The organism is [Mycobacterium] fortunisiensis (assembly GCF_019050325.1).
Classification (GTDB): Bacteria; Actinomycetota; Actinomycetes; order Mycobacteriales; family Mycobacteriaceae; genus Mycobacterium; species Mycobacterium fortunisiensis.
In genome coordinates this window covers 95,780-119,981 of the sequence record NZ_VOMB01000009.1, presented here as the reverse complement: position 1 = coordinate 119,981, position 24,202 = coordinate 95,780, and the positions used below count along the sequence as shown (strand labels likewise).

Below are 24,202 nucleotides of genomic sequence, written 5' to 3'. Positions count from 1 at the left end.
CGCTGCAGCACCGTCGCACTCGGAGCTGAGCGCGGAAGTCAGCGGCGACGGGAGTGCAGGTAGTCGCCGACCACCGCGGCGCCCAGCCCGTCGAGATCAGGCACCACGACCCGGCCCTGCACGCGACGGGCCACCTGATCGATGAACCGGGCCAGCCCAGGATCCGAGCCCAGCCGGAAGATCGTCACCTGCGCACCGAGCCGGGCCACCTCGTCGAAACCGCGCACGGTGTGGGCGATGGTGCGTGGGTGCGGGGGGTAATCAAAGAAGACTTCACTTCCATGCCCATCGCCGAAGTCTTCCAGGTGGGCGGTGGGCTCACCGTCGGTCACCACCAGCACAACCGGCTGGGCATTGGGATGACGACGCAGATGCCGGGTCGCCAGCGCCAGCGCGTGGTGCAGGTTGGTGCCCTGCTCGTACACGCCCTCCAACGCGGTCAGCTCGCCCGCGGACACGGTGCGGGCATACCGGCCAAAGGCAATGATCTGCAACTCATCTGAGCGGAACCGGGTGCTCACCAGATGATTGAGCGCCAGCGCCGTCCGCTTCATCGGCAGCCAGCGATTCTCCATCACCATCGAGAACGACGTGTCCACCAGCAGCGCCACACACGCCTGGGTACGGGTCTCGGTTTCGGAGATCTCGACGTCTTCCACCGCGAACCGGATGGGTCGCTCGGCGACTCCGGTGCCGGCCTGCCGCAGCACCGCGTTGGTGACGGTGCGGGTGACGTTCCACGGCTCGGTGTCGCCGAACTGCCACGGCCGCGTCGCGCCGGTCAACTCCCCGGCCGCGCCGGCCCGACGGGTGTCCCGCTCGCCGTGGCGCCCCGAAAGCTGTTGCGCCACATCCCGCAAGGCCGTCTGCCCGAGCTGCCGCATGGCCTTGGGCGACAGCCGCCACTGCCCGTCCGAGCCACGGTCGATGAAACCCTGGTTCACCAGCGCCTTCTCCAGCTCGGCCAGGGTGCGAGCATCGATCGCGGCATCGTCGCCGAGCTGCCGGGCCAACGCCTCCAGGTCGACGTCGTCCATCGACGCCCCGGAATAGCTCTGCGACAACGCGTCGGCCAGCTGCTCCAACTCGGCGATGTCGGACAGGGCCTGCGCGCCCTCCCCCATGCCCAGCGGATCGCCACCCGAGAACCGCTCGGAACCAGACCAATCCTCACCGGGCCGGGCGGCCTGCAGGTGTGAATCGAGCCGGTTCAGCGCGTTCATCAACGACGGTGAACCAAAAGCCTGCTGCGCCAGCGAATCCAGCTCGGCACGCTGCTCGGCCGACAAGCTGTTGCGGAACCGCTGTGCGGCCGCGGCCCGCTGGGCCAGGGAATCCAGCAGCTCGTCGATGTTCTGCGGGTTCTCCGGGAAGAACTCGCCGTGCTTGTCCATGAACTGTTGGAAGTCTTCGGCCGTATCTTTCCCTTGGGCGTGCTTGTCCAACAGGTCATTGAGGTCGTCGAGCATGTCGTTGACCCGCTGCCGGTCCTCGTCGGTGGCGTTCTCCAACGCCTCCTTCATCCCGGCGAACCGCTGGTCCAGCATCTCCCGGCCCAGCAGATCCTTGATCTGTTCGTACTTCTGCCGCGCCTCGGGACTGCGCCAGTCGTAGTCGGCGAGTTCCTGAACGGCCTTGGCCGGCGACGGCGAGAGCGCCTCCATCTGCAGCTCGCCGAACCGCGCGTCGTCGTCGAGCGCACGGGCCAACTCCTTGCGCTCGGCCAGCACCGCCTCGTCGAGCAGCTTCTTGATCTCCTGCAACGTGCCGTCAAGGTTGTGCTGCTGCAACAACTCCCGGCGCTTCCGGTTGGCCTCGGCGGCCAGCCGGTCGGTGCCGCGCATGCCCTCGGTGCCGCGACGCATCAGCTCGGACAACGCGCGGCGCGGCGAGCTGCCCTCCATGACGCTCTGGCCGATCTGCTCGAGTGCGTCGCGCAGATCGATCGGAGGTGCCAGCGGGTCCGGGCCACCGGTGTATCGCGAATACCGCGAGGTGTGCCCGTGTCCCCGACCGGGATCAGCCATATACCGTCTCGCCCTCCCCAGACTGCTTGTCCACCCGCTTGGCCAGATACAGCGCCTCCAAGGCCAATTCGATCGCGGCGGCCCGCTCACCGACCGACGTCGCGCCCACCCGGGAAGCCAGCGTCTCGATGACCGGCAGATCGGGCAGGGCGGCCAGCACATCCTTGGCCGACACCCGCTCACCGGTGGTCACCGGGGAACCTTCCTCGATCGCGGTCACCAGCGGGCCGACGTCGATGCCGCCCAGCAGCCGCTGGGCCGTGTCGGCGGTGGCGCGGCGCAGCAGATGCTCCAGCACCGCCTGCTCGCGTCCCTCCTCACCGGTCTCGAACTCCAACTTGCCGCGCAGCACGTCGATCACGGTGCCCAGGTCGACCACCCGGGCCACCGGATCGTCCTCACCCAGGATCGCCGAGCGGTGCCGCGCCGAGGCCGCCACCGTTTCGGCCGCCGCGATGGCGAACCGCGCGGACACACCCGAGCGTTGATCGATCGAATTCGATTCACGCAGATTGCGGGCGAACCGGGCCAGCACGCCGAGCAGATAATCCGGGACCTCGGCGGCCAATTGGGCTTCCTGGCGGATCACCCCCACCTCGTCGTCGATCTCCAACGGGTAGTGGGTGCGGATCTCGGCACCGAACCGGTCCTTGAGCGGGGTGATGATCCGGCCGCGGTTGGTGTAGTCCTCGGGGTTGGCGCTGGCGACGACGAGCACGTCCAGCGGCAGCCGCAGGGTGTACCCGCGGACCTGGATGTCGCGCTCCTCCATCACGTTGAGCATCGACACCTGGATCCGCTCGGCCAGATCGGGCAGCTCGTTGACCGCCACGATGCCGCGGTGTGCCCGCGGGATCAGCCCGTAGGCGATGGTTTCCGGATCCCCCAGGCTGCGGCCCTCGGCCACCTTGATCGGATCGATGTCGCCGACCAGATCGGCCACGCTGGTGTCCGGGGTGGCCAGCTTCTCGGTGTAGCGCTCGCTGCGGTGGCGCCACTCGATCGGCAGATCCTCACCGGAGTCGGCGGCCCGGCGGATCGACTCCGGGGTGATCGGGCTGTACGGGTGTTCGCCCAACTCGGACCCGGCGATCACCGGCGTCCACTCGTCGAGCAGCCCGATCAACGCGCGCAACAGGCGCGTCTTGCCCTGGCCCCGCTCGCCGAGCAGTACCACGTCGTGCCCGGCGATCAGGGCGCGCTCCAGCTGCGGGATCACGGTGTCGGAAAAGCCCAGGATGCCCGGCCACACGTCACGGCGGTCGGCCAGAGCAGCCAGCACGTTCTCCCGAATTTCGGCTTTGACGCCCCGCTCACGATGGCCGGAGGCGCGTAGCTCACCGACGGTACGAGGCAGATCGCCGGGGGCGGGCGGCCGGCGACCATCGTTTTTGGGTTGGCTCACCACTCCACGCTACGACTGAACGCGCCGTGGCACATCGCCACCCGCCCTATTGGGACCCCGCCACGATGCCGCCGCAACGCCGCCACGAGGGCGGTACAGCCCGGCTTAGTCGTGGTCCCGGCTCCGAGACCGGTAGTCTGCGGGCCATGCCGTTGGCTAGCGGTCAGGAATTTGCAGGGTTCACCATCGTGCGGTTGGTGGGCACTGGAGGCATGGGCGAGGTCTATCTGGCGTCCCACCCGCGGTTACCCCGCGAGGACGCTCTCAAAGTGCTGCCCATCAGCGTCAGCTCGGATGATGAATTCCGGCAGCGGTTCATCCGCGAGGCTGACATGGCGGCCACGCTGTGGCATCCGCACATCGTCGGCGTGCACGACCGTGGCGAGTTCGAGGGCCGGCTGTGGATCTCGATGGACTACGTCGACGGGCACGACGCCGCGAAGCTGCTGCACGATCAGTACCCGTCGGGGATGCCTGCCGAAGACGTCGTCGAGATCGTCGCCGCCGTCGGCGACGCGCTGGACTACGCGCACCAGCGCAAGCTGCTGCACCGCGACGTCAAACCCGCCAACATCCTGCTCACCAGCAAACAAGGCGCCAAGCGCCGCATCATGCTCACCGACTTCGGTATCGCGCGCCGCGCCGACGAGGTCAACGGGCTCACCTCGACCAACATCACCGTGGGGTCGATGTCCTACACCGCGCCCGAACAGCTGATGGGCCAGCCGCTCGACGGCCGGGCCGACCAGTACTCGCTGGCCGCCACCGCCTACCGGCTGTTCACCGGTGCCCCACCGTTCGCGCACAGCAATCCGGCCGTGGTGATCAGCCACCACCTGAACTCCCCGCCACCCAAGCTCGCTGCCACGAAACCCGAACTCGCCGTTTTCGATTCGGTGATGGCCAAGGCCCTGGCGAAAGATCCCAAGGACCGCTTCGACACCTGCCACGACTTCGCCGTCGCACTGGCCGAGGCAGCCACCGGCACCACCCCCGAGGTGCGCACACCGGCGCCCGCTCACGAGCCGGCGCCGCCCACCACCCCGCTGATCATCCCGAAACCGGTGAACCCCCCGCCGGCGCCGCCCAAGCCGCCCACGCCTCCCCCGCCGTCACCGTCGACGTCGCGCCCGGCGCCGCCGTCGGAGCCGCCGGTGTACACGTCCTCGTGGGCCGGCAACGAGACCTCGTCCCACAAGCCCGTCGCGAACCCGGCGTCGCTCAACCAGCCGGGCCTGGGTGGACCGGGCGCACCCGGCGGGCCCGGCGGGTTGCCACAGACCAACTTCGGGCCGCCGCCGTTGCCGCGCAACCCGGTGCCGAAGAAGCCGGCCGACCGCAAGAAGCCCATCATGATCGCGGCGGCCATCGGCGCCGTGATCCTGCTCGTCGGCGGCATCACCCTGGCGGTCGGCTCAGGCGACGAGAACAACGAGGCCGGCGCCGAGACCACCTCCGCGGCGGCAGCCAACGACGAGACCTCCACATCGGCCAAAGCGCCGGTGCACGCCTTCACCATCGCCGACTACATCAAGCAGAGCGGCATCGTCGAAACACCGGTGCACCGAGGTGATCCGGGCGCCCCGATGTTCACCATGCCGACTCCCCCGGGATGGATCGACGCCGGGACCCGCACGCCGGCCTGGGCCTACAACGCGATCGTCAACGACCCGGTCAACCCCGCCGACCCACCATCGATCGTCTCCCTGATCTCGAAGCTGACCGGCGACGTCGACCCGAACAAGCTGCTGGAGTACGCCCCCAGCGAGCTGCAGAACCTGGCCGACTACAAGCCCAGCGGGGACGTGTCCCGAGGCAACATCAGCGGGTTCCCCTCGGTGCATCTGAGCGGCACCTACGCCAAGGGCAAGCAGCGCCGCGCGATCAGCCAGACCACCGTGGCGGTTCCGGCGCCGGGCAGCGTATACGTGCTGCAGATCAACTCCGACGCCATCGAGCGTGACAAGGGCGTGCTGGCCGACGCCAACAAGGTCATCGCAGATCAGGCGGCGATCAACCTGCCCTGAGCGCGACTTCAGGTACCCAGTACCCTGAGTATCGTGAATTCGCTCGATTGGCGCAGTCGGCCGGCCACTGTGCACTTCGGTCCCGCATCCGTGCAGTCCAGAGCACTCGGCATCGCCACGTCGCTCACCCTGCGTCCACTGCTCGGTCTGCTGACCCTGATCGGCATGGCCATCAACCGCGTCGCACCCGCACTGCTGCAGCGCGCCCGCCTCGATGTCATCGATCGGCCGCTGCGCTCCATCAAGCCGCTGCCGGGCACCGAAGTGACCCCCGTGGCGCTGCCCAACTGCCCGGCTGAGTGGGTGATCGCTCCCGAGGCCCGCGATTCCGACCGGGTGATCGTCTACCTGCACGGGTCGGCACTGGTGACCCTGGGGCTGAACTCCCACCGGCGTTTCGTGTCGAAGCTGTCGGCCGGCACCGGGGCACGCGTGCTCAACGTCGGCTACCGCCTGGCCCCGCAAGCCGACATCGATGACGCGGTCGCCGACGGCCTCGACGGGTACCGCCTGGCGTTGTCGCTCGGGTATTCCGCGGATCAGATTGTCCTGGCCGGCGATTCGGCCGGCGGGTTGATGGCGGCGGACACCGCGCTGGCCGCCCGCGACGCCGGGCTGCCGGTGCCCGCCGGACAAGTGCTGCTCTCACCACTGACCTCGTCCGACATGGACCTGAAATACCGTGCCCTGCAAGAACATCGCGATGTGATGTTCCCGTTCATGACGGTGAAGTTCATCTACGACGTGTTCGCCACGGTCAACGGCACCCGGCCCACACCGGTGATGCCGCCCGAGGCCGACCTGCACGGGCTCGGGCCGTTCCTGCTGCAGGTCGGCACCCACGAGATGCTGCTCAACGATGCCTTCGCGCTGGCCGACAAGCTCAAGGCCGCCGGCGTGCCGGTGTGGGTCCAGGTGTGGGACCGGGCGATGCACATGTTCCAGCTGAGCTTCGACATCAACCCCGATGCACGGCACGCGGTCGACGAGATCACGTCATTCGTCGGGTTTGTGACGGCAGAAGTCGAGGACGAGGCGACCGCTTAGCGGGTTCGGGCGGTGTCGCGTGGCTGCCCCGCCGCTTGGACGTGGCTGCCCCGCCGCTTTCTACGCTAGGGCTGTGACGGCCGCAGGATCACGACCCTGAGGTGGAAAACGGCGAACCACCCCGGCGGGCAAAGGCTTCGCGAACCCGGTGCAGGATGAACGCCTTGCTGTGTTCGACCACGACGCGGATGTCGATCCAGCCCTCACGTTCGATGAGCTCACCCCGGCCGATGTCGTGCACAACACGCGGACGATTCGTCGCGTGGTGCTTGCCTTCATAATCCAGGCCCACCTTGACGTCGTCATACCCCATGTCGAGGAACGCCTCGTTGAAGCCGTCGGTCACGCGAATCTGCGTGCGCGGCCGTCGAAAACCCGCATCGATGAGCAACAGCCGCAGCCAGGTCTCCCTCGGCGATTGCCCACCGGGATCCATCAAATCAAGTGCTGTTCGGGCACTTCGTATTCCACGTAGCCCGCGATATCGGCCCGCCAATTCGAGAACCGGACCGGCTTCGACGCCGGTGGCGATGGCCAGCGCGTCGAGGTGTGCGACGGCCGCGTCACGCGGAAGAAAACGTGCGAGGTCAAGCGCCGTGCGCAGCGGTGTGGTGACGCTGAAATCGCCGATCTGGCAAACCTCGTCGGGCCTGATGCGTTCCTCACGCACGATGATGCCGGGCCGGCGACGCCCGTGTTCGGTGATCAGCTCAATCGGGATGTCGTCGTCAACCCACTCCGCGCCATGAAGGGCCGCGGCGGCCCGGCCGGCGATGATCCCGCGCCTGCCGGTCCACAGCCACGCGGCCAAGGTGTTTGACTTCAGGTTTCGGGTGGCACCGTTAGGCAGGTAGACGCGTGGATGCGCCGAGGTGTATCGCCATCGCAGCTGCGCTCGAGTGAGACTGCCCGCCGCGAGCGCCTCGGGCCCGATGAAAGGGATGCTCATGGGCTGACGATCAACGCCACGACCGACGGATCACCGGCCCCGGCAAGCAGCTGCGCCCCAGGCTGTGGATGAAATTCACCCTGTGGATCTATGCCACGCAGCGCCAGCGCTGCCAGTGCTACGCCGATTTCTACCCAAGGGTCGCTGCACCACGCGATCAACGACCCACACGTAGAAAACGGCGTGAGGGCAAGCTGCGCAGCAGCCCCGAGCAACTAGTGCGCGAAATGCCGTGCACCGGTGAGGTACAACGAGATACCCGCGGCTTCGGCAGCTGCGGTCACCTCAGCGTCACGCACCGATCCACCCGGATGCACGATCGCCTTGACGCCCGCGTTCGTCAGGGTCTCCAGCCCATCGGGGAACGGGAAGAACGCATCGGAGGCCGCGACAGCGCCCGCCACGCGATCGCCGGCACGCTGCACGGCCAGGCCGGCGGCGTCGACACGATTCACCTGTCCCATCCCGACGCCCACGGTGGCACCGTCCTTGGCGACCACGATCGCGTTGGACTTCACCGCGCGGCACGCCCGCCAGGCGAACACCAGATCGCTCAGCGTCTGCGGGTCGGCCGGCTCGCCGGTGGCCAGTGTCCAATTGGCCGGATCGTCGCCCTCGGCGTCCAGCGCGTCGCGCTGCTGCAGCAGCACCCCGCCACTGATCTGGCGCATCTCGATGCCACCCACCAACGGCTCCGAGGCCACCAGGATGCGGATGTTCTTCTTGCGGGCCAACACTTCCACGGCACCGGCCTCATACGCCGGGGCGATGATCACCTCGGTGAAGATGTCGGCCACGGTCTCGGCCATCTCGACGCTGACCTCGGTGTTGGACGCGATCACTCCGCCGAACGCGCTCAGCGGGTCGCACTCGTGGGCCTTGCGATGCGCGTCAGCCACCGATTCCGCCGAGATGGCGATGCCACATGGGTTGGCGTGCTTGATGATCGCCACGCAGATCTCTTCGTGGTCGAACGCCGCCCGCCACGCCGCGTCGGCATCGGTGTAGTTGTTGTAGGACATCTCCTTGCCGTGCAGCTGCTCGGCCTGGGCCAGCCCGGGCCACGCGGAATCGTCGCGGTACACCGCGGCCTGCTGATGTGGGTTCTCGCCGTAGCGCAGCACCGCGCTGCGATGCCAGGTACCGCCGAACCACGCGGGCAGGGGCTGTGCGGGCTGTTCCGGCGCCAGCGTCGACCCCATCCAGGACGCCACGGCCACGTCGTACTCGGCGGTGTGCCGGAAAGCCAACGACGCCAACTTCTTCCGCTCCTCGAGCGTGAAGCCGCCGGCCCGCACCGCGGCCAGCACCCCGTCATAGCCCAGCGGATCGACCACCACGGCCACGCTCGGATGGTTCTTCGCGGCGGCACGCACCATCGAGGGCCCGCCGATGTCGATCTGCTCGACGCACTCGTCCACCGACGCCCCCGACTCCACGGTCTCGGAGAACGGGTAGAGGTTCACCACCACCAGCTCGAAGGCCTCGACCTCGAGCTCGGCCAGCGCCGCAACGTGTTCGGGCTTGCGGGTGTCGGCCAGCAGCCCAGCGTGTACCCGCGGGTGCAGGGTCTTGACCCGGCCGTCGAGCACCTCCGGGAAGCCCGTCACATCCTCGACGGGGGTCACCGGAACACCGGTGGCGGCAATGGTTTTCGCAGTCGAACCGGTGGAGACGATCGCCACGCCGGCCTCGTGCAGGCCCCGCGCCAGATCGGCCAGGCCGGTCTTGTCGTAGACACTGATCAGCGCCCGCCGGATCGGTTTCTTCTCGCTCACGCTGCCATCCTCAACATCCGAAGGTTGCCTTTCGTCCCGTCCAGGTCACGCCGCGGGTTGCCAGCGCGGCCAACACATCGACCAGCAGTCGTCGTTCGACCACCTTGATGCGTTCGTGCAAAGTCTCTTCGATGTCATCATCGAGCACCTCGATGGCCTGTTGGGCCAGAATCGGTCCGGTGTCCACCCCGGAATCCACCAGATGCACCGTGCAACCGGTCACCCGCACGCCGTAGGCCAGCGCGTCGGGCACCGCATGCGCCCCCGGGAACGCGGGCAGCAACGCCGGGTGGGTGTTGACCACCCGGCCGGGAAAGCGGGAAAGGAACTGGCCGCCCAGAATTTTCATGAACCCGGCCGAGACGACGAGATCCGGCCGATGTTCGGCGGTGGCCGCGGTGACGGCGGCGTCCCAGGCGTCGCGGTCGGGGTGGTCGCCCAGCCGCACCGTGTACGACGGCACCCCGGCGGCCGACGCGATCTCCAGCGCGGCACAGTCACGGTCGGTTCCGACCGCCACCACCCGGGCGGGATAGTCGTCGACGGCGGCGGCCAGTAGCGAGGCGAGCAACGAGCCTGTCCCCGAAGCCAGCACTACCAGCCGTGCCGGTGCACTCGGAGGCACTTGTAGCGGTTGCTGCACGCGCAGCAGCCTAGTCGTCCGCGCGGCGCGGCTGATCGCCGGTCGCCGGGTGGCCGGGGATGTCGTCGACGATGAAGTGATCCTCGGGATCCTCGTCGAGGTCGTCATGGGGCCGAGCGCTGGGCTCGTACACCGTTTCCTGCACGTCGTCGTACTCGACGTAGCCGTCGACATAATCGTCGGGTTCAGCTTCCTCCGTGTCGGGTTCCTCGGCCTCCTCGGCCGTCCACGACACCAACGGTTCCTCGGGCTCGACGTCGGATTCCGGTTCCGGTTCGGGCTCCGGCTGGGCTTTCGGCGCCACCGGTGCAGGCGGGGTCACCGGACGCGGTTTGCGGGTCAGGCCGCCGGACATGGCGACCGTCAGCCCGCCGATCCCGGCGAACCACAGGAACACCGCAGGCGCGAACGTCGCCTGGTCCACCCCGACCTCACCGAAATTGCCCAACCGGCCGCCGCCGGCGTGCCCGGCCAGCGCCATCGTCGCCGCCGCCAGCACCGAGGCCACCAGCAACTTCCCGGTGGCCGCACCGACCGGCAGCGGACGTCGCGCACACTGCTGGCCCAGCGCCACCGCCGAGGCCGCCCCCACGATCAGCAGCGCCACCCAGATCGGGCCCAGCGGCGGCGCCGGCACCGCGGCCAGCACCGGCACCGCGGGGATGTCGCCGCCGAACACCGTGAACGAACTGAAGGTGGCCAGCCCGACGTGGGCACTGGAGCCCACCGCCATGGCGCAGGTGCCCACGATCACGTTGGGGATGTAGAGCATCGACAGCAGCGTCAGGCTGAGCTGGCCGAACAGACTGTCGGTGATCGCGAACAGATCGTGCATCGTGCCCCAGTGCACCACCAGCGACAACGCCGTCACCGCACCGGAAAGCCCGAACAGGGCCAGCACCCCGGCAGCCGCAGCGCGGATCGCGTCGGGCAACCAATCGGGCAGCGGCGAGGCCGCGAGTGTGCGTCTGCCCACCTTCGAGCCGACGCCGATCGCCGCGCCGATCACGTGCACCGCCAGCACGCTGCAGAACGCCCGCAGCGCACTCGGGGTCTGCAGTTCACCGATCACCGAAGCCGCATCGTGAATGACGGCCAGCAGGATGGCGGCCACCAGGATCGGCCCGCCAAGTGCAGAGGCCACCACCCAGCGCGTGACGAACCAGGACGAGTTGGGTGTGGTGGCCGCGGCTGTGGTGCGCGCGGTGCCCCAGATCATCGCCAGCACCGGCAGCAGCGGCATCACGCCCAGTTCAGCGCCGCCGATGGATACCGGCACCTGGTGCACGCCCAGCCACATGCTGGCGATCGCGCCGAGCGCGCCGGTCATATCGCTGTTGGCGATCAGCAGCTGCAACAACACAACCGCGGCGATGATCACCAGCGCTACGACCGACGGCCCGAACGCGACCCTGAGCAATTCACGTGCCTGGCGGGTGCCGACTGGCCGGTTACTCACGTGCTGGGCTGCTCCTCGCAATGATCGCGCGTACGCACCGAAGCGCACGCGCCGATCAGCTTACGACGGCGCAGGGCCAGATTGCTGTGAAGACGACTGCTGTGCCTGCGGCTGTGCCGGCGTCGAGGGGTTCGACTGCTGCGGCTGACCGTAGGTCGGGTAGCCGGTCGGAGGCGTCGGCGGGCCGCTCGGCTGCTGACCCTGCTGACCCTGCGGGGCCTGCACCGGGTAACCACCGGTGCCCGGCGCGCCGGTGTAACCGCCGTACTGCGACGGGTAGCCGGGGCGCTGCTGGTAGGGCTGGCCGCCCTGCGGCTGCTGCTGCTGGCCGTAGTACTGCGACGGGCCACCGTACTGACCGCCGTACTGCTGCTGCTCGAACTGCGGCTTGGGCGCCGGAGGCGTGATGACGCCGGCGTCGAACAGCAGCGCGGTGATCGCGGCACCGGCCTGGACCAGGGTCAAGACCAGGATGAGGTAGAAGCCCCACTCCAGCACCGAGCTGAGCTCGACCGTGAAGTACACCGCCGACAGGAACGAGAACGTCGAGACCACCGCGACGATCGCCGTCCAGTTCTTCTGCTTGGGCAGCAGGGCGACACCGGCCAGCAGACCGGCCAGCACGGACGCGTCGATGGTCCAGCCCGTCGGGTCCCCGGCGACCTGCGAGCCACCCAGGTCCAGCAGCGGGGCGAACCGGGTCAGGTAGACCAGCAGACCGGCAGCGGCCACCACCCCGAGCAAGATCGTGGACAGGTTGTTCGCGCCGGGCGCCGCCGGAGCCGGGGCGGCCGGGATCTGAGCCGGGGCAGCCTTGGCGAACTGCTGAGTCGCATCGAACTGCGAACCCGACTGCGGTGCGGGCGGGGGGTATCCGGGGTTACTGGGCGGGTAGGTCATGACCTCTCCTGTGCTATCGAGCTTCGCGACGTGTCACGCAGGCATGAATACCGACCACGTGAGCGATTCGAGCTTCCACGCTAGCGCACCCGGCAGAGTGCTGGGCGCGCGTGCTTGGTGTCAGGACGGTCTCAAGCTGATACCAACACGGAGTTATCGGTGGAATCCGTTTCCGCAGCCTCGATTTCGCGAACAAGCGGTAACACCTTGGCGCCGAAGTATTCGATCTCCTCTTGGAAATGCAGGAATCCGCCGAGGATCAGATCGACGCCACGTTTGCGGTATGCGGCAATGCTTTCGGCGATCCGCTCGGGAGTGCCGATCAACTGGGTGCGGAAGCCGTCGTTGTACTGCACCAGATCTTCGAAACTCGAATCGGCCCACATGCCTTTCTTGTCACCGGTGGAATTCCCGGCCTGTTGCACCGCGTTGCGGAAACCCGCTACCGCGGGTTTGTTGGCCTTGGCGACGATCTCTTTGAGCGCCTCCTTTGCCTCTTGTTCGGTGTCGCGGGCGATGATGAAGCCGTTGAGCCCGAACTTGACCTCGCGGTTGGCGGCGCGGGCGTGCTCACGCACCTCCACGACCTGCTCGGTGAGGCCGTCGAAATCTTTGCCGTTGGAGAAGTACCAGTCGGCGTGGTAGCCGCCATTGCGGCGGGCCGCGCTGGAATTGCCGCCCTGGAACAGCTCAGGGTTGGGGCGTTCCGGGGTGTTGAGCGGTTTGGGTTTGAGGGTGAAATCGTGGATGCGGTAGAAGTCGCCGCGGAAATCCACGTCGTCCTCCGTCCAGATCTTGCGCAACACCTGCAGGAATTCCGCGCTGCGCCGGTAGCGCTCGTCATGCTCGAGCCACGGTTCGCCCAGGTGGGTGAATTCGTCTTTGAACCATCCGGAGACGACGTTGACCGCGAACCGGCCATTGCTGAGGTGGTCGGCGGTGGCGCCCAGTTTGGCCAGCACCGCCGGTTGCCACAGACCCGGGTGAACCGCGGCGATGACTTTGAGCCGCTCGGTCGCCAGCAATAGCGCCAGGCTGAAACTGGTGGATTCATGCTGGTATTCCGCGCCATAACTGGCCTCGTAGCGAACCTGGCTCAGCGCATATTCGAAGCCGTTGTTCTCCGCGGTCCGGGCCAGCTTCTTGTTGTATTCGTAGTTCCAGTCGGTGCGCTGCTCGATATCGCTGGTGACCAGGCCACCGCTGACGTTGGGCACCCAGTAGGCGAACTTGACGTGATCGGCGATGCGTTCAGTGGACATGCCGGTGATCCCAGCAAACGCCGCGGCGCCCGTCGCGGGTATCGCTCGCGGTGAAGTTTTCTTCCGGCCGGCACGCTAACGAGACGGTCCGTCTTGCCACCGCGACTGAAACACGTTCTAATTCTGGGCATGGACTATGGGCTCGTTCTCTTCACCAGTGACCGCGGCATCGCCCCGGCCAAGGCCGCCAAACTCGCCGACGATCACGGCTTCACGACGTTCTACGTGCCCGAGCACACGCACATCCCGATCAAGCGCGAGGCCGCTCACCCCACCACCGGTGACGAATCCCTGCCCGACGACCGCTACATGCGCACGCTCGATCCCTGGGTGTCGCTGGGCACCGCATGCGCCGTGACCTCCCGCGTGCGGCTGTCGACGGCCGTGGCGCTGCCCGTCGAACACGATCCGATCACCCTGGCCAAATCCATCGCCACCCTGGACCACCTGTCCGGCGGACGTGTGTCATTGGGCGTCGGATTCGGTTGGAACACCGACGAACTCGCCGATCACAACGTGCCACCCGGCCGGCGTCGCACCATGCTGCGCGAATACCTGGAAGCCATGCGCGCGCTGTGGACCGAGGAAGAAGCCTCATACGAAGGCGAATTCGTGAACTTCGGGCCGTCCTGGGCCTGGCCCAAGCCGGTGCAGTCACACATCCCGGTACTGGTGGGCGCGGCCGGCACCGAGAAGAACTTCAAGTGGATCGCCAAGTCCGCCGACGGCTGGATCACCACGCCGCGCGACTTCAACATCGACGAGCCGGTCAAGCTGCTGCAGGACACCTGGGCCGCCGCCGGACGCTCGGGCGCTCCCCAGATCGTGGCGCTGGACTTCAAGCCGGACCCCGAAAAGCTGGCGCACTGGCGCGAACTGGGCGTCACCGAGGTGTTGTTCGGGCTGCCCGACAAGTCTGAGTCCGAGGTAGCCGGATACGTGGAGCGGCTCGCGGGCAAGCTGGCCTCGCTGGTTTAGTCCTTAGTCTTTCTGCGCCGAGACCGACGCCAGGGTCGTAAAAGTTCGCCCGCACCGACCCTGGCGTCGATCTCGCGGTTGATGTGACACGGGTGGCCGCCGCCTCCATTCCAGGCGAACGGCATGCCAGCCCGTGCCTTTTGCCGGCTTAGCATCTTCAAACCGCCATAGACTGACGACACCCGTTGGTGCTTTCAGGAGGTGGCCGGGTGTCGATCATGATGATCCGTTCACAAGACCCTCAGGCGGTTGTCGACGGGGGCCGCGAGCTTCAGGGCAAGGCCAAAACACTCGACTCCCTTATTGGTTCACAGGTCGCTGCGGTCCATGACCTAGAGCAACACTGGAAGGGCGAGGCGGCCAACGCCGCACGCGGTCACGCCTACCGAAATATTCAGCGACAGCACCGCTTGCACGAGATTGTCGACGCGCTTGCAACCGCAATGCTCAGCGGCGGTCAGGCACTTGTCACGCTCCGTCAAGTCCTACTGAACTGGGTAAGCACACTGTCCCAGATTTTCAATATCGCCGACGACGGCGTTGTCACCCCACGTCCGCCGATGACCGGTGCAGGGTGGGCAAATACCGCTGCCACTTTCACAGCATGTACCCAAAGCATGATCAAGGCTTTCCTCACCCAGGACGAGCAACTCGCCAAGAGCCTCGAAGCCATCGCCCGCGGCGATGTTCCCGACAACGACCCCAGACGCGCACCGGGGTTCGGACCAGGGATCGATCCAGACGGTTTCAATAACAGCCAATTCGAGTTCCAACAGACGATGGCAGGGTCGGGTGACCCACTGACCGGCGAGGGCGGCGTAGGTGTGCCGAATACCGACCTCTCCATCATGGGGATGACTCCTGACGGTCGCCTCTTCACGATACAAGGGGATACCGGCACGGGGATGAATCCCGACACAAACGGCGGCCCGGGTCCCCGCCCAGACGAAGGCGGTCACAACAGCATCATCTACTGGAAGATGGACGAGACGGGAAAATGGGTCCAGGACGAAGTGGTGAAGGACCCCTTTCCGCCTCAAAGTGACCCTGACGGTAGGGAAGATATCTCAACAATCCCAACGTCGACCTTCAACACCGCTGACGGCACCATGTACGCCTCGGTTATGAATGTCCATCACTGGAACGGACCTCCTGGCCAACGCCCACCTGGAGAAAGTGGCTGGGCGACAAGAAGTTCTGAACTGTGGAAGTCGATTGATAATGGCAAGACGTGGGAAAAAACCAACGTTACTTGGCCTAACGACTCCAGCTATTCCAATCCGTTCCAAGTGCAGAGCTTCGCCCCCGCAGACGACGGCTACGTATACGCCTACGGAACTCAAGATGGCCGAACCAACGACGGACTGCACGTGGCACGAGTGCCCGAGCAGTACGTCACCGACTCATCGAAGTACGAATACTGGAACGGAAAGGAGTTCAGCGCGGGTCAGGATCCCAACAGCAGTCCCCCGGTCATCAAGACTCCGCCGGGAGTCAGCGGCATCGGAGAACCCAGTGTCCATTTCTATGAGAACAAGGTACTGGTGACATTCAACGACGAGAATGGCGGCGTCTTCACAAGCTCTTCGACGACCGGTACGACTGGATGGTCGGTGCCCACCGAGGTGATCCGCCAGCCAGGAACTTACGGCGCCTTCCAGTCCCCATTTTCAGGCGGTGATTCGATCGACGCGACGTTGTCACTTTGGAATCCCTACGGAACCTCTCTATATCAAATCGAGAATGAAGACACCAAGAATCTGGGAGCGTATTGATGTATACGAGGGTGTTGATTGCATTTCTCGCGTTGGTCAGCGTCGTACCACTGACAGGATGCTCAGGCCCCACCTCCACTGCACCACTCGCACCGCCGACATCTCCGTCGGAATCGCCGTCCCAACCAGTCCCAGCTAGTGTCGATTTCCCCGACATGAGCACATTTGAGCCCGCCGCTCACAACACGTATTTCCGTGGCGGACAGAACTATTCAGGCTATGGGTTCCGGGCGCCGAATGGCCAGACGTGTTCATCGAATGACTATCCCGCCCCTCGGTACGCGAGGATTCAGTGCTGGGGGCCGCGTCCTGACAAGGGTCCCGGCACTTGGCTTGTGACAGCTGAACGGCAGTCCCCCGCAACAATCCGACAGCTGACCGCCGCGACCGATTCTCAAGCAGTACCGCCGCCCGACCTACCCGAACGGCATGTGCTGCAGTATCCGAAAGATGACCTCGTGTGCGGCGTCGACCACGAGATGACGGCATGCCGGGTGGGCGAGCATGGGTTTGTGTTGACCCCGGATCGCACCACGCTCTTCTGAGCATGCCCGAGCCACCTGAACGGGTTGCGCTACGCCAACGTCGCGGTGTTCCGCTTCTCGCTGGATTCGACGACGATCTTCGCGCCCAGCGGCTCGCCGTCGGTCAGCAACGCCACCAGCGCGTCGTCGGTGGTCGTCGCCAAGAAGCGGCTGCCATCAGAATCCAGCCGGCCGACGATAATGCCGGTGCGCGGCGTCCAGTCGTAGCGCACCGTGTAGGTCTCGATGGTGGCTGCGCCGTCGGCCTTTTCGGCAATCGCGACGCGCTCTTGCGCATTGAACTCTCCCTGCAGGGCGGCGCTGTTGTCAGGCACCCAGTCGGCGGGCTCGGTGGAGTAGATGCCGACCGAGTATTTGCTCGCGATACCGCCGTTGCCGCCGACGAGCGCGAATTGCCCTGGCTTGTCCCGCATCTCGTTGACGGCTTCGGCGATGCCATGCATCGAGTAGTTGTTGCCGGGGCCGCCGAAGAATGGCAGTCCACCGGTGAGCGTCAGGCCGCGTTCGTCGTCGGGGGCCAAACCGGTGCCGTCACAGATGTTGAACACCGGGAAGGGGAAGCAGCTGTAGAGGTCGAAGGCCGCGACGTCGTCGAGGCCGATGCCGGCGACCCGCAGCGCCTCGTTCACCGCGATCACCGCGGCATCGCTGTAACCGAGTTCGGCACGCTCGAGCAGCTTGATTTCTTTCATATCCGCATGCCCGCGCAGGTACACCCACTTCTCCTCGGGCACACCGAGTTTCTGCGCGGACTCGACCGACATCAACAGCACAGCCGCACCCTGGTTGACCTGATCGCGCGCCACCATCATGCGCGGGTACGGGTCACAGATCATCCGGTTGCTCTCGGTGACGGTGGCCAGCTCCTCGGCTGAACGCTCCACCGGCGACGACGAGTACGGGTTCTTGGCCGCAACTTTCGAGAACGGGGCGAACAGCTCGGCCATCCTTGAGCGGTAATCGCCGACGGACAATCCCAGCCGCGCCCGACGCGCGTTCTCCAACAGGCCGTACTGCACCGGGGCGCCGATCAGCCCGTGCTTGATGGTGTACTCGTCGAAGATCCCGTCGTAGCCGTAGCCGCGGTCCTCCAGCTGACCGTCGATGGTCTCGGAATGGTCTGGCTTGTCCTCGCGCTTGGCGAAGTGGCGCAGCGTGGAGGTGTTCTCCGAGCCGAACAGCAGCACCACCTCAGCGTCGCCGGCCGCGATGGCGCCGGCGAACTCGGTGGCCAGGTGCTGGGGGCTCTGCCCGCCGATGACCTCGAGGATGGCGCGGGCCGGCTCGGCGCCGACGTTGCGTGCCACCGAGCGCGGGTAGTTGTTGGAGATTCCCAGCGTGGCCGACTGCGGGCCGGAGATCTCGAACTGGCGGGTACCTGCCACGGTGTCGATGGCCGCCGCCACAGCGGCAGCGTCGGCCCCGCAATCGTGCAGGGCGGCCTTGGCGGCCTCGGTGGCCAGCTCTACCGAGGACATCCCGCGATAGCCATCGAGATCGATGCGTTCGGTGAACTGTCCGACGCCGACGATGACGGGGGTGCGCGGGTCAACCATGGCAATCTCCTTGACGGGTGTTAATTCGCGAGGCTAACCGATCGGGGTTTCGCTCGTGAAATCGGTGCCGAGCTGCCGTCATCAGCGGCATTACTGTTGATGCGTGACGCAGCCCTTGAGAGTGGATACCGCGGCACTCACTCACGAATGGCAGCCGCCGGCCGATCGACCGCCGGAAAAGCCACGAGGAAGACGCCGAGGAATCGGCTCAGCCTGCATCGACGCCGACCACAGGCACGGCTTTGTCCTGCAACCATCGGGCAGTTGGACCTTCTGATGCGTCTCGCCTCGGCCCTCGCCGCCGCGGTATTGATGTCGACGCTACCTTCGTGCGCCACAACACTTGATGGGCAGGCGATTTCGGGGCCACGCTCGTACCCTTCTCCCCCGCCTGGCGTCTTCCCGGACCTCGACCCGTTCCACACCGCCGACCTCGCGGCCTACACCACCACCAATTGGCACCACGACACCCAGGTCACGTTCAAAGCCGGCGATATCACCTGCCTGGCCAATGTGTACGGCCAAACCACCGGAGTCGACGGTCTGGGCATGATCGACTGCCGCGCCGCGCAGCTGCCTGGGTTTCCCAGCGACGCCGGTGGCCAAGACCTGCCGGGGAAGGCACCGGCGTGGGACACCGTGGTCCAATCCGTGAGCGAAACTTCCGACGGTGGCTTCGAATTCACCTATGCCCGCGGCAGCCTGTGGGACAAGGACCACGAACCTCGTGAACTGGCCGCAGGCCAGAAGCTTGTGGTCAACGACTCCGGTTGCGCCGCCGGCGACGATTTCATCGCCTGCCACACCGCCTATCGCCACGGTTTCGTCATCTCACCCCGTGGGAGCTGGGCTTTCTAGTCCCTGGCGTGTCGCCGTTTCCTACGCCCGGGTTGTTCGACTCGTCGCAGAGCAGCCCAGGTGTGGAAAGCGACAAACGAAAATGGCTCTCACCAGCAGCACTTGACGGTCCTGTCACTTAGTGACACATTGGAGCTGTCACTAAGTGACAATTTCTGGAGGTGAGGGCCATCGGCGAAAAGCAGGATCAGGCACGGCTTGCGGTGTCACGGCACGCCTGCAAGCTGTTCTGGGAGCGCGGCGTCGCAGGCACCAGCGGTGACGACATCGCCGCCGCCGCAGGGCTTTCCACCCGCACCATCTGGCGCTACTTCCGCGCCAAGGAGAGCTGCGTCGAACCCGTGCTGGCCAAGTCCGCAGACCGCTTCATCGACATCCTCAACCGCTGGCCGCCTGAGCTCTCGTTGGCTGAACATCTTGCCGCCGACGGCATTTCACATCCGTTGGCACCCCAAGACGTCCAGGACGAGATCAGCGCGATGCGGATCGCCACCATGACCGCGTCCGAGCCCGCCCTGCGCACGGCGTACCTCATGGTGCACGACCGGATGGAGCAGGGCTTCATCCCGGTGATCGCCGATCGACTGGGCCTGCCCGCAACAGATCTCACCGTTCGACTGTGCGCGGCCGCCGTCACCGGAGCGTTCCGCGTGGTCGACGAGGACGTCAGCACCGCAGTGATCGTCGACGGCAAGAAAGTCACCGAAGAGCAGGCACTCGCATTGATCGACCGTGCCATCCGCGACGCCACCAACGGCCGGTTGGGCGGCCCCGTCGAACCCCAATGAACACCACGATAGGAGCGATATGGCCCTGCCCGAACTGATCTCGGTCGAAGAGTTCTTCCGCCCGCCCGAACGCACGGCCGCCAAGATCTCCCCCGACGGCACCAGGATCGCCTATCTGGCGCCGTGGAAGAACCGCCTCAACGTCTGGGTTCAGGATCTGGCCGGTGACGCCTCACCACGGTGCGTCACCGCGGACGAAACCCGCAGTGTCTACATCTATTACTGGACCGACAACCCGCGCTGGCTGCTCTATCTGCAGGACACCGGCGGCGACGAGAACTGGCATGTCTACCGCGTCGACCTGGACAATCCGGACACCCCCGCGGTCGATCTCACCCCGTTCCCGGGGTGCCGCACCGAACTCGGCCTGCCCAAGGGCCGCCCCGGCAAGGCCATCGTCCAGATCAACAACCGCACACCGGAACTGTTCGACGCCTACGAACTCGACATCGCCACCGGGGAACTCACACTGCTCGCGCAGAACCCGGGCAACGTGATCAGTTGGCTTTCCAGCCGAACCGGTGAGCTGTTCAGCTCGACGATGACGACCGACGGCGATGTGGAACTCTCACAATGGGATTCGTCGGCCAACTCGCTGCGCACGATCACCACCTTCGACGGCACCGACTATCCGCTGGGCATTTTTCCGATCACCGTCACCCCCGACGGCAGCGGTATCTGGCTGGGCGCCAACACCGGTACCGACCGCAGCCGCCTGGTCCGTATCGACGTGGCCACCGGCGCCGAGACCGAGGTGGACAGCCACCCGACGTTCGACCTGGCCGCGCAGATGGTGCTGCCGTCACCATTGATCCTCAGCGAGCGCACCGGCGAACTCATCGGCGCCCGCTACTACGGGGAACGGCAGGTGATCCATGCCCTGGACCCCGATTTCGCTGCGGTACTGGAGAATCTGACCAAACTGTCCGACGGCGACCTCGCCGGCATCTCGTCTGACGACAGTGGACAACGCTGGGTGGTCAACTTCACCCACGACCGCGATCCCGCCGTCGCCTATCTCTATGACCACGCCACCGGGGAAAGCCGGATGCTGTTCCGGCCATATCCGAATCTGAATTCAGATTCACTTGCACCGATGACCCCGGTGACCATCACCGCACGCGATGGATTGGAACTGCAGTCGTATCTGGCCCTGCCCGTCGGCATCGAACCGACCAACTTGCCCATGGTGCTGCTGGTGCACGGCGGCCCGTGGTCGCGTGATGTCTGGTCATTCCAGCCCGACGTGCAGATGCTGGCCAACCGCGGATATGCCGTGCTACAGGTCAACTTTCGCGGCTCCACCGGCTTCGGCAAGGCATTCACCAAGGCCGCGATCGGTGAGTTCGCCGGCAAGATGCACGACGACCTGATCGACGCGGTGGACTGGGCAGTCAAGCAGGGCTACGCCGACCGCGACAAGGTGGCGATCTTCGGCGGCTCCTACGGCGGCTATGCCGCACTGGTCGGGGTCACCTTCACCCCGGACGTCTTCGCCGCGGCGATCGACTACGTGGGCATCTCCAGCTTGGCCAACTTCATGCGCACACTGCCGAACGTCGCGCGGCCCTTCCTGGCCACCAATTGGCACCTGTACGTCGGCGATCACAACGATCCGGCGCAGGAGGCCGACATGCTGGCCCGCTCCCCGATCACGCGCGTCGACCAGATCCGCACTCCACTACTGGTGATCCAGGGCGCCAACGACTCTCGCGTCGTCCAAGCCGAATCCGACAACCTCGTGGAGGCGCTCCGGGTGCGCGGCGTCGAAGTCGAATACCTGGTCAAGGAGGACGAAGGCCACGGATTTCTCAACCCGGACAACCAGATTGACATGTACCACGCCGTCGAGCGGTTCCTGGCCGAGCATCTGGGTGGTCGCGTTTAACTGCCCAGCAGAGGGAAACCCCCCTACTTCACGGGAAATAGGGGGGTTTCGCGTCTGCTCGCGGGGAACCTGGGGAACTAGCTGAGCAGCTCCCGGGCCAGCTTGGCGGTCTCGGACGGCGTCTTGCCGACCTTCACCCCGGCAGCCTCGAGGGCTTCCTTCTTGGCCGCGGCGGTGCCCGACGAGCCCGACACGATGGCGCCGGCGTGGCCCATGGTCTTGCCCTCCGGAGCGGTGAAGCCCGCGACGTAGCCGACAACCGGCTTGGTCACGTTGGCCTTGATGTAGTCGGCGGCACGCTCTTCGGCGTCGCCACCGATCTCACCGATCATCACGATGATCTTGGTTTCGGGATCCTTCTCGAACGCCTCGATGGCGTCGATGTGGGTGGTGCCGATGACCGGGTCGCCGCCGATGCCGATGGCGGTCGAGAAGCCGAGATCGCGCAGCTCGTACATCATCTGGTAGGTCAGGGTGCCCGACTTCGACACCAGGCCGATCGGGCCCTTGCCGGTGATGTTGTTCGGCGTGATGCCGACCAGCGACTCACCGGGGGTGATGATGCCCGGGCAGTTCGGCCCGATGATGCGGGTCTTCTGACCCTTGTCGACGTTGTAGGCCCAGGCATAAGCGCTGTCCTGCACCGGGATTCCCTCGGTGATGACCACCAGCAGCGGGATCTCGGCGTCGATGGCCTCGATGATGGCATCCTTGGAGAAGGCCGGCGGCACGAAGGCGATCGACACGTCGGCGCCGGTCTCCTTCATGGCCTCGGCCACCGATGCGAACACCGGCAGCTCGATGTCGTTGCCGTCCTTGTCCTTGTGGCTGACCTTGGTGCCGGCCTTGCGCGCGTTCACGCCACCGACGACCTGGGTGCCGGCCTTGAGCATCAGAGCGGTGTGCTTGGTGCCCTCACCGCCGGTGATGCCCTGGACGATGACCTTGCTGTCTTTGTTCAGAAAAATCGACATGGCAAGTCTCCCTTACTTATTGGCCAGCTCGGCGGCCTTGTCGGCACCGGCGTCCATCGTCTCGGCCTGGATCACCAGGGGGTGGTTGGCCTCGGCCAGGATGCGACGGCCCTCTTCGACGTTGTTGCCGTCCAGCCGGACGACCAGCGGCTTGTTGGCCTCGTCACCGAGGATCTGCAGCGCCTGGACGATGCCGTTGGCCACCGCGTCACAGGCGGTGATGCCACCGAACACGTTGACGAACACGCTCTTGACCTGGCTGTCGTTGAGGATGACGTCCAGACCGTTGGCCATCACCTCGGCCGAGGCGCCGCCACCGATGTCGAGGAAGTTGGCCGGCTTGACGCCACCGTGCTTCTCGCCGGCGTAGGCGACGACGTCCAGCGTCGACATGACCAGCCCGGCACCGTTACCGATGATGCCGACCGCGCCGTCGAGCTTGACGTAGTTGAGGTCGTTCTCCTTGGCCTTGAGCTCGAGCGGATCAGTCGCGTCCTTGTCCTCGAACTCGGCGTGGCCGGGCTGACGGAAGTCGGCGTTGGCGTCGAGGGTGACCTTGCCGTCGAGAGCAAGAATCTGATCGTCGGGCGTGCGCACCAGCGGGTTGACCTCAACCAGGGTGGCGTCCTCCTTGACGAACACCTCCCACAGCTTCTGGATGGTCACCGCGGCGGCGTCGAGCACCTCGGCGGGCAGGTGGCCCTTCTCGGCGATCTCACGCGCGAAGGCCAGATCGACACCCTTGACGGCGTCGACGGGCACCTTGGCCAGCCGCTCGGGCTTGGTGGCGGCCACTTCCTCGATCTCCATGCCGCCCTCAACCGAGCACATGGCGAGGTAGGTGCGGTTGGCCCGATCGAGCAAGAAGGAGATGTAGTACTCCTCGGCGATGTCGCTCGCCTCGGCCACCAGCAACTTTTTGACGATGTGACCCTTGATGTCGAGACCGAGGATGTTGGTCGCGTGGGTGAAGGCGTCGTCAGGGGTGGCGGCGTACTTCACGCCACCGGCCTTGCCGCGGCCGCCGACCTTGACCTGAGCCTTGATCATCACGGGCTTGCCGATTTCGGTGGCGATGGCCTTGGCATCTTCTGCCGAGTCGGTCACGCGGCCCGGGGTTGTGGGGACGTTGTGCTTGGCGAACAGCTCTTTCGCCTGATATTCGAAGAGATCCATGTGCTTCCTAGATAGGCGTTGCTCTGTCTGCTTGGCTTCGAACACGCGTCGAAGCTGCCCGGACCGGGTACCTCTGACGGGCCCGCTGGAACTTTATCCACCGGGGAGTGAGGGATCGGCACCGCCTCCTGCTGTTGTGGCAGATCTCACCGCCTATCGCAGGTGAT

18 protein-coding genes are annotated in these 24,202 nt (G+C 66.0%); 7 read left to right on the top strand and 11 right to left on the bottom strand.

The features are described 5' to 3' along the window. Positions 1-38: 38 nt before the first annotated feature. Both FR943_RS06595 and FR943_RS06590 read right to left on the bottom strand, forming a co-directional pair. Positions 39-2,027 (bottom strand): vWA domain-containing protein, encoded by a 1,989-nt coding sequence (locus tag FR943_RS06595; RefSeq protein ID WP_217155551.1) that lies wholly within the window; start codon positions 2,025-2,027, stop codon positions 39-41. Continuing rightward, complete coding sequence (locus tag FR943_RS06590; protein WP_372448085.1) at positions 2,020-3,435, bottom strand: sigma 54-interacting transcriptional regulator; 1,416 nt, start codon at positions 3,433-3,435, stop codon at positions 2,020-2,022. Before FR943_RS06590 ends, FR943_RS06595 begins: the two co-directional genes overlap by 8 nt. A gap of 143 nt (positions 3,436-3,578) precedes the next feature. On the opposite strand from FR943_RS06590, the gene FR943_RS26840 reads away from it, so the two are divergent. Both FR943_RS26840 and FR943_RS06580 read left to right on the top strand, forming a co-directional pair. Beyond that, positions 3,579-5,459, top strand: a complete 1,881-nt coding sequence (locus FR943_RS26840; RefSeq protein WP_217155549.1) for an LpqN/LpqT family lipoprotein — start codon at positions 3,579-3,581, stop codon at positions 5,457-5,459. A gap of 33 nt (positions 5,460-5,492) precedes the next feature. Continuing rightward, entirely contained in the window at positions 5,493-6,506 is a 1,014-nt protein-coding gene (locus tag FR943_RS06580) for an alpha/beta hydrolase (RefSeq protein WP_217155548.1), read from the top strand. 88 nt (positions 6,507-6,594) lie between these two features. Here the strand turns inward: FR943_RS06580 and FR943_RS06575 are convergent, their stop codons facing one another. From FR943_RS06575 to sfnG, 6 genes are all read right to left on the bottom strand, one after another. Further along, positions 6,595-7,455: a type IV toxin-antitoxin system AbiEi family antitoxin gene (locus FR943_RS06575; protein ID WP_217155547.1), complete on the bottom strand. Its 861-nt coding sequence runs from the start codon at positions 7,453-7,455 to the stop codon at positions 6,595-6,597. Between the two features lie 215 nt (positions 7,456-7,670). Then, positions 7,671-9,233 carry a bifunctional phosphoribosylaminoimidazolecarboxamide formyltransferase/IMP cyclohydrolase gene (purH, locus tag FR943_RS06570; RefSeq protein ID WP_217155546.1) on the bottom strand — a complete coding sequence of 521 codons (1,563 nt, stop codon included), beginning with the start codon at positions 9,231-9,233 and terminating at the stop codon, positions 7,671-7,673. 10 nt (positions 9,234-9,243) lie between these two features. Beyond that, on the bottom strand, positions 9,244-9,876 hold the full coding sequence (gene purN, locus FR943_RS06565) for a phosphoribosylglycinamide formyltransferase (RefSeq protein ID WP_217155545.1): 633 nt from the start codon (positions 9,874-9,876) through the stop codon (positions 9,244-9,246). 10 nt (positions 9,877-9,886) lie between these two features. Continuing rightward, positions 9,887-11,335 carry a cell division protein PerM gene (locus FR943_RS06560; RefSeq protein ID WP_217155544.1) on the bottom strand — a complete coding sequence of 483 codons (1,449 nt, stop codon included), beginning with the start codon at positions 11,333-11,335 and terminating at the stop codon, positions 9,887-9,889. 60 nt (positions 11,336-11,395) lie between these two features. After that, on the bottom strand, positions 11,396-12,235 hold the full coding sequence (locus FR943_RS06555; RefSeq protein ID WP_217155543.1) for a DUF5336 domain-containing protein: 840 nt from the start codon (positions 12,233-12,235) through the stop codon (positions 11,396-11,398). A gap of 131 nt (positions 12,236-12,366) precedes the next feature. Beyond that, on the bottom strand, positions 12,367-13,497 hold the full coding sequence (gene sfnG, locus FR943_RS06550) for a dimethylsulfone monooxygenase SfnG (protein ID WP_217155542.1): 1,131 nt from the start codon (positions 13,495-13,497) through the stop codon (positions 12,367-12,369). 129 nt (positions 13,498-13,626) lie between these two features. Here sfnG and FR943_RS06545 point away from each other — a divergent pair, with 129 nt between their 5' ends. Both FR943_RS06545 and FR943_RS06540 read left to right on the top strand, forming a co-directional pair. After that, entirely contained in the window at positions 13,627-14,475 is an 849-nt protein-coding gene (locus tag FR943_RS06545) for an LLM class F420-dependent oxidoreductase (protein ID WP_217155541.1), read from the top strand. A gap of 218 nt (positions 14,476-14,693) precedes the next feature. Further along, positions 14,694-16,250 (top strand): DUF4185 domain-containing protein, encoded by a 1,557-nt coding sequence (locus tag FR943_RS06540; RefSeq protein WP_246584891.1) that lies wholly within the window; start codon positions 14,694-14,696, stop codon positions 16,248-16,250. A gap of 574 nt (positions 16,251-16,824) precedes the next feature. Here the strand turns inward: FR943_RS06540 and FR943_RS06535 are convergent. Beyond that, positions 16,825-18,351 (bottom strand): acetyl-CoA acetyltransferase, encoded by a 1,527-nt coding sequence (locus FR943_RS06535; protein WP_217155539.1) that lies wholly within the window; start codon positions 18,349-18,351, stop codon positions 16,825-16,827. Positions 18,352-18,615: 264 nt separating this feature from the next. Here FR943_RS06535 and FR943_RS06530 point away from each other — a divergent pair, with 264 nt between their 5' ends. The 3 genes from FR943_RS06530 (at position 18,616) to FR943_RS06520 (ending at position 21,885) form a co-directional block, all read left to right on the top strand. Beyond that, positions 18,616-19,209, top strand: coding sequence for a hypothetical protein (locus FR943_RS06530; RefSeq protein WP_217155538.1), 594 nt, complete (start codon positions 18,616-18,618; stop codon positions 19,207-19,209). A gap of 170 nt (positions 19,210-19,379) precedes the next feature. Further along, on the top strand, positions 19,380-19,997 hold the full coding sequence (locus tag FR943_RS06525) for a TetR/AcrR family transcriptional regulator (protein ID WP_217155575.1): 618 nt from the start codon (positions 19,380-19,382) through the stop codon (positions 19,995-19,997). A gap of 19 nt (positions 19,998-20,016) precedes the next feature. Further along, the gene (locus tag FR943_RS06520; protein ID WP_217155537.1) at positions 20,017-21,885 is read left to right on the top strand and encodes a S9 family peptidase; all 1,869 of its coding nucleotides are present in this window, start codon (positions 20,017-20,019) and stop codon (positions 21,883-21,885) included. A 77-nt stretch (positions 21,886-21,962) separates the two neighbouring features. On the opposite strand, the gene sucD is transcribed toward FR943_RS06520, so the two are convergent. Next, entirely contained in the window at positions 21,963-22,859 is an 897-nt protein-coding gene (gene sucD / locus FR943_RS06515) for a succinate--CoA ligase subunit alpha (protein ID WP_217155536.1), read from the bottom strand. A 12-nt stretch (positions 22,860-22,871) separates the two neighbouring features. Beyond that, positions 22,872-24,035: an ADP-forming succinate--CoA ligase subunit beta gene (sucC, locus tag FR943_RS06510; protein ID WP_217155535.1), complete on the bottom strand. Its 1,164-nt coding sequence runs from the start codon at positions 24,033-24,035 to the stop codon at positions 22,872-22,874. Positions 24,036-24,202: the final 167 nt, after the last annotated feature.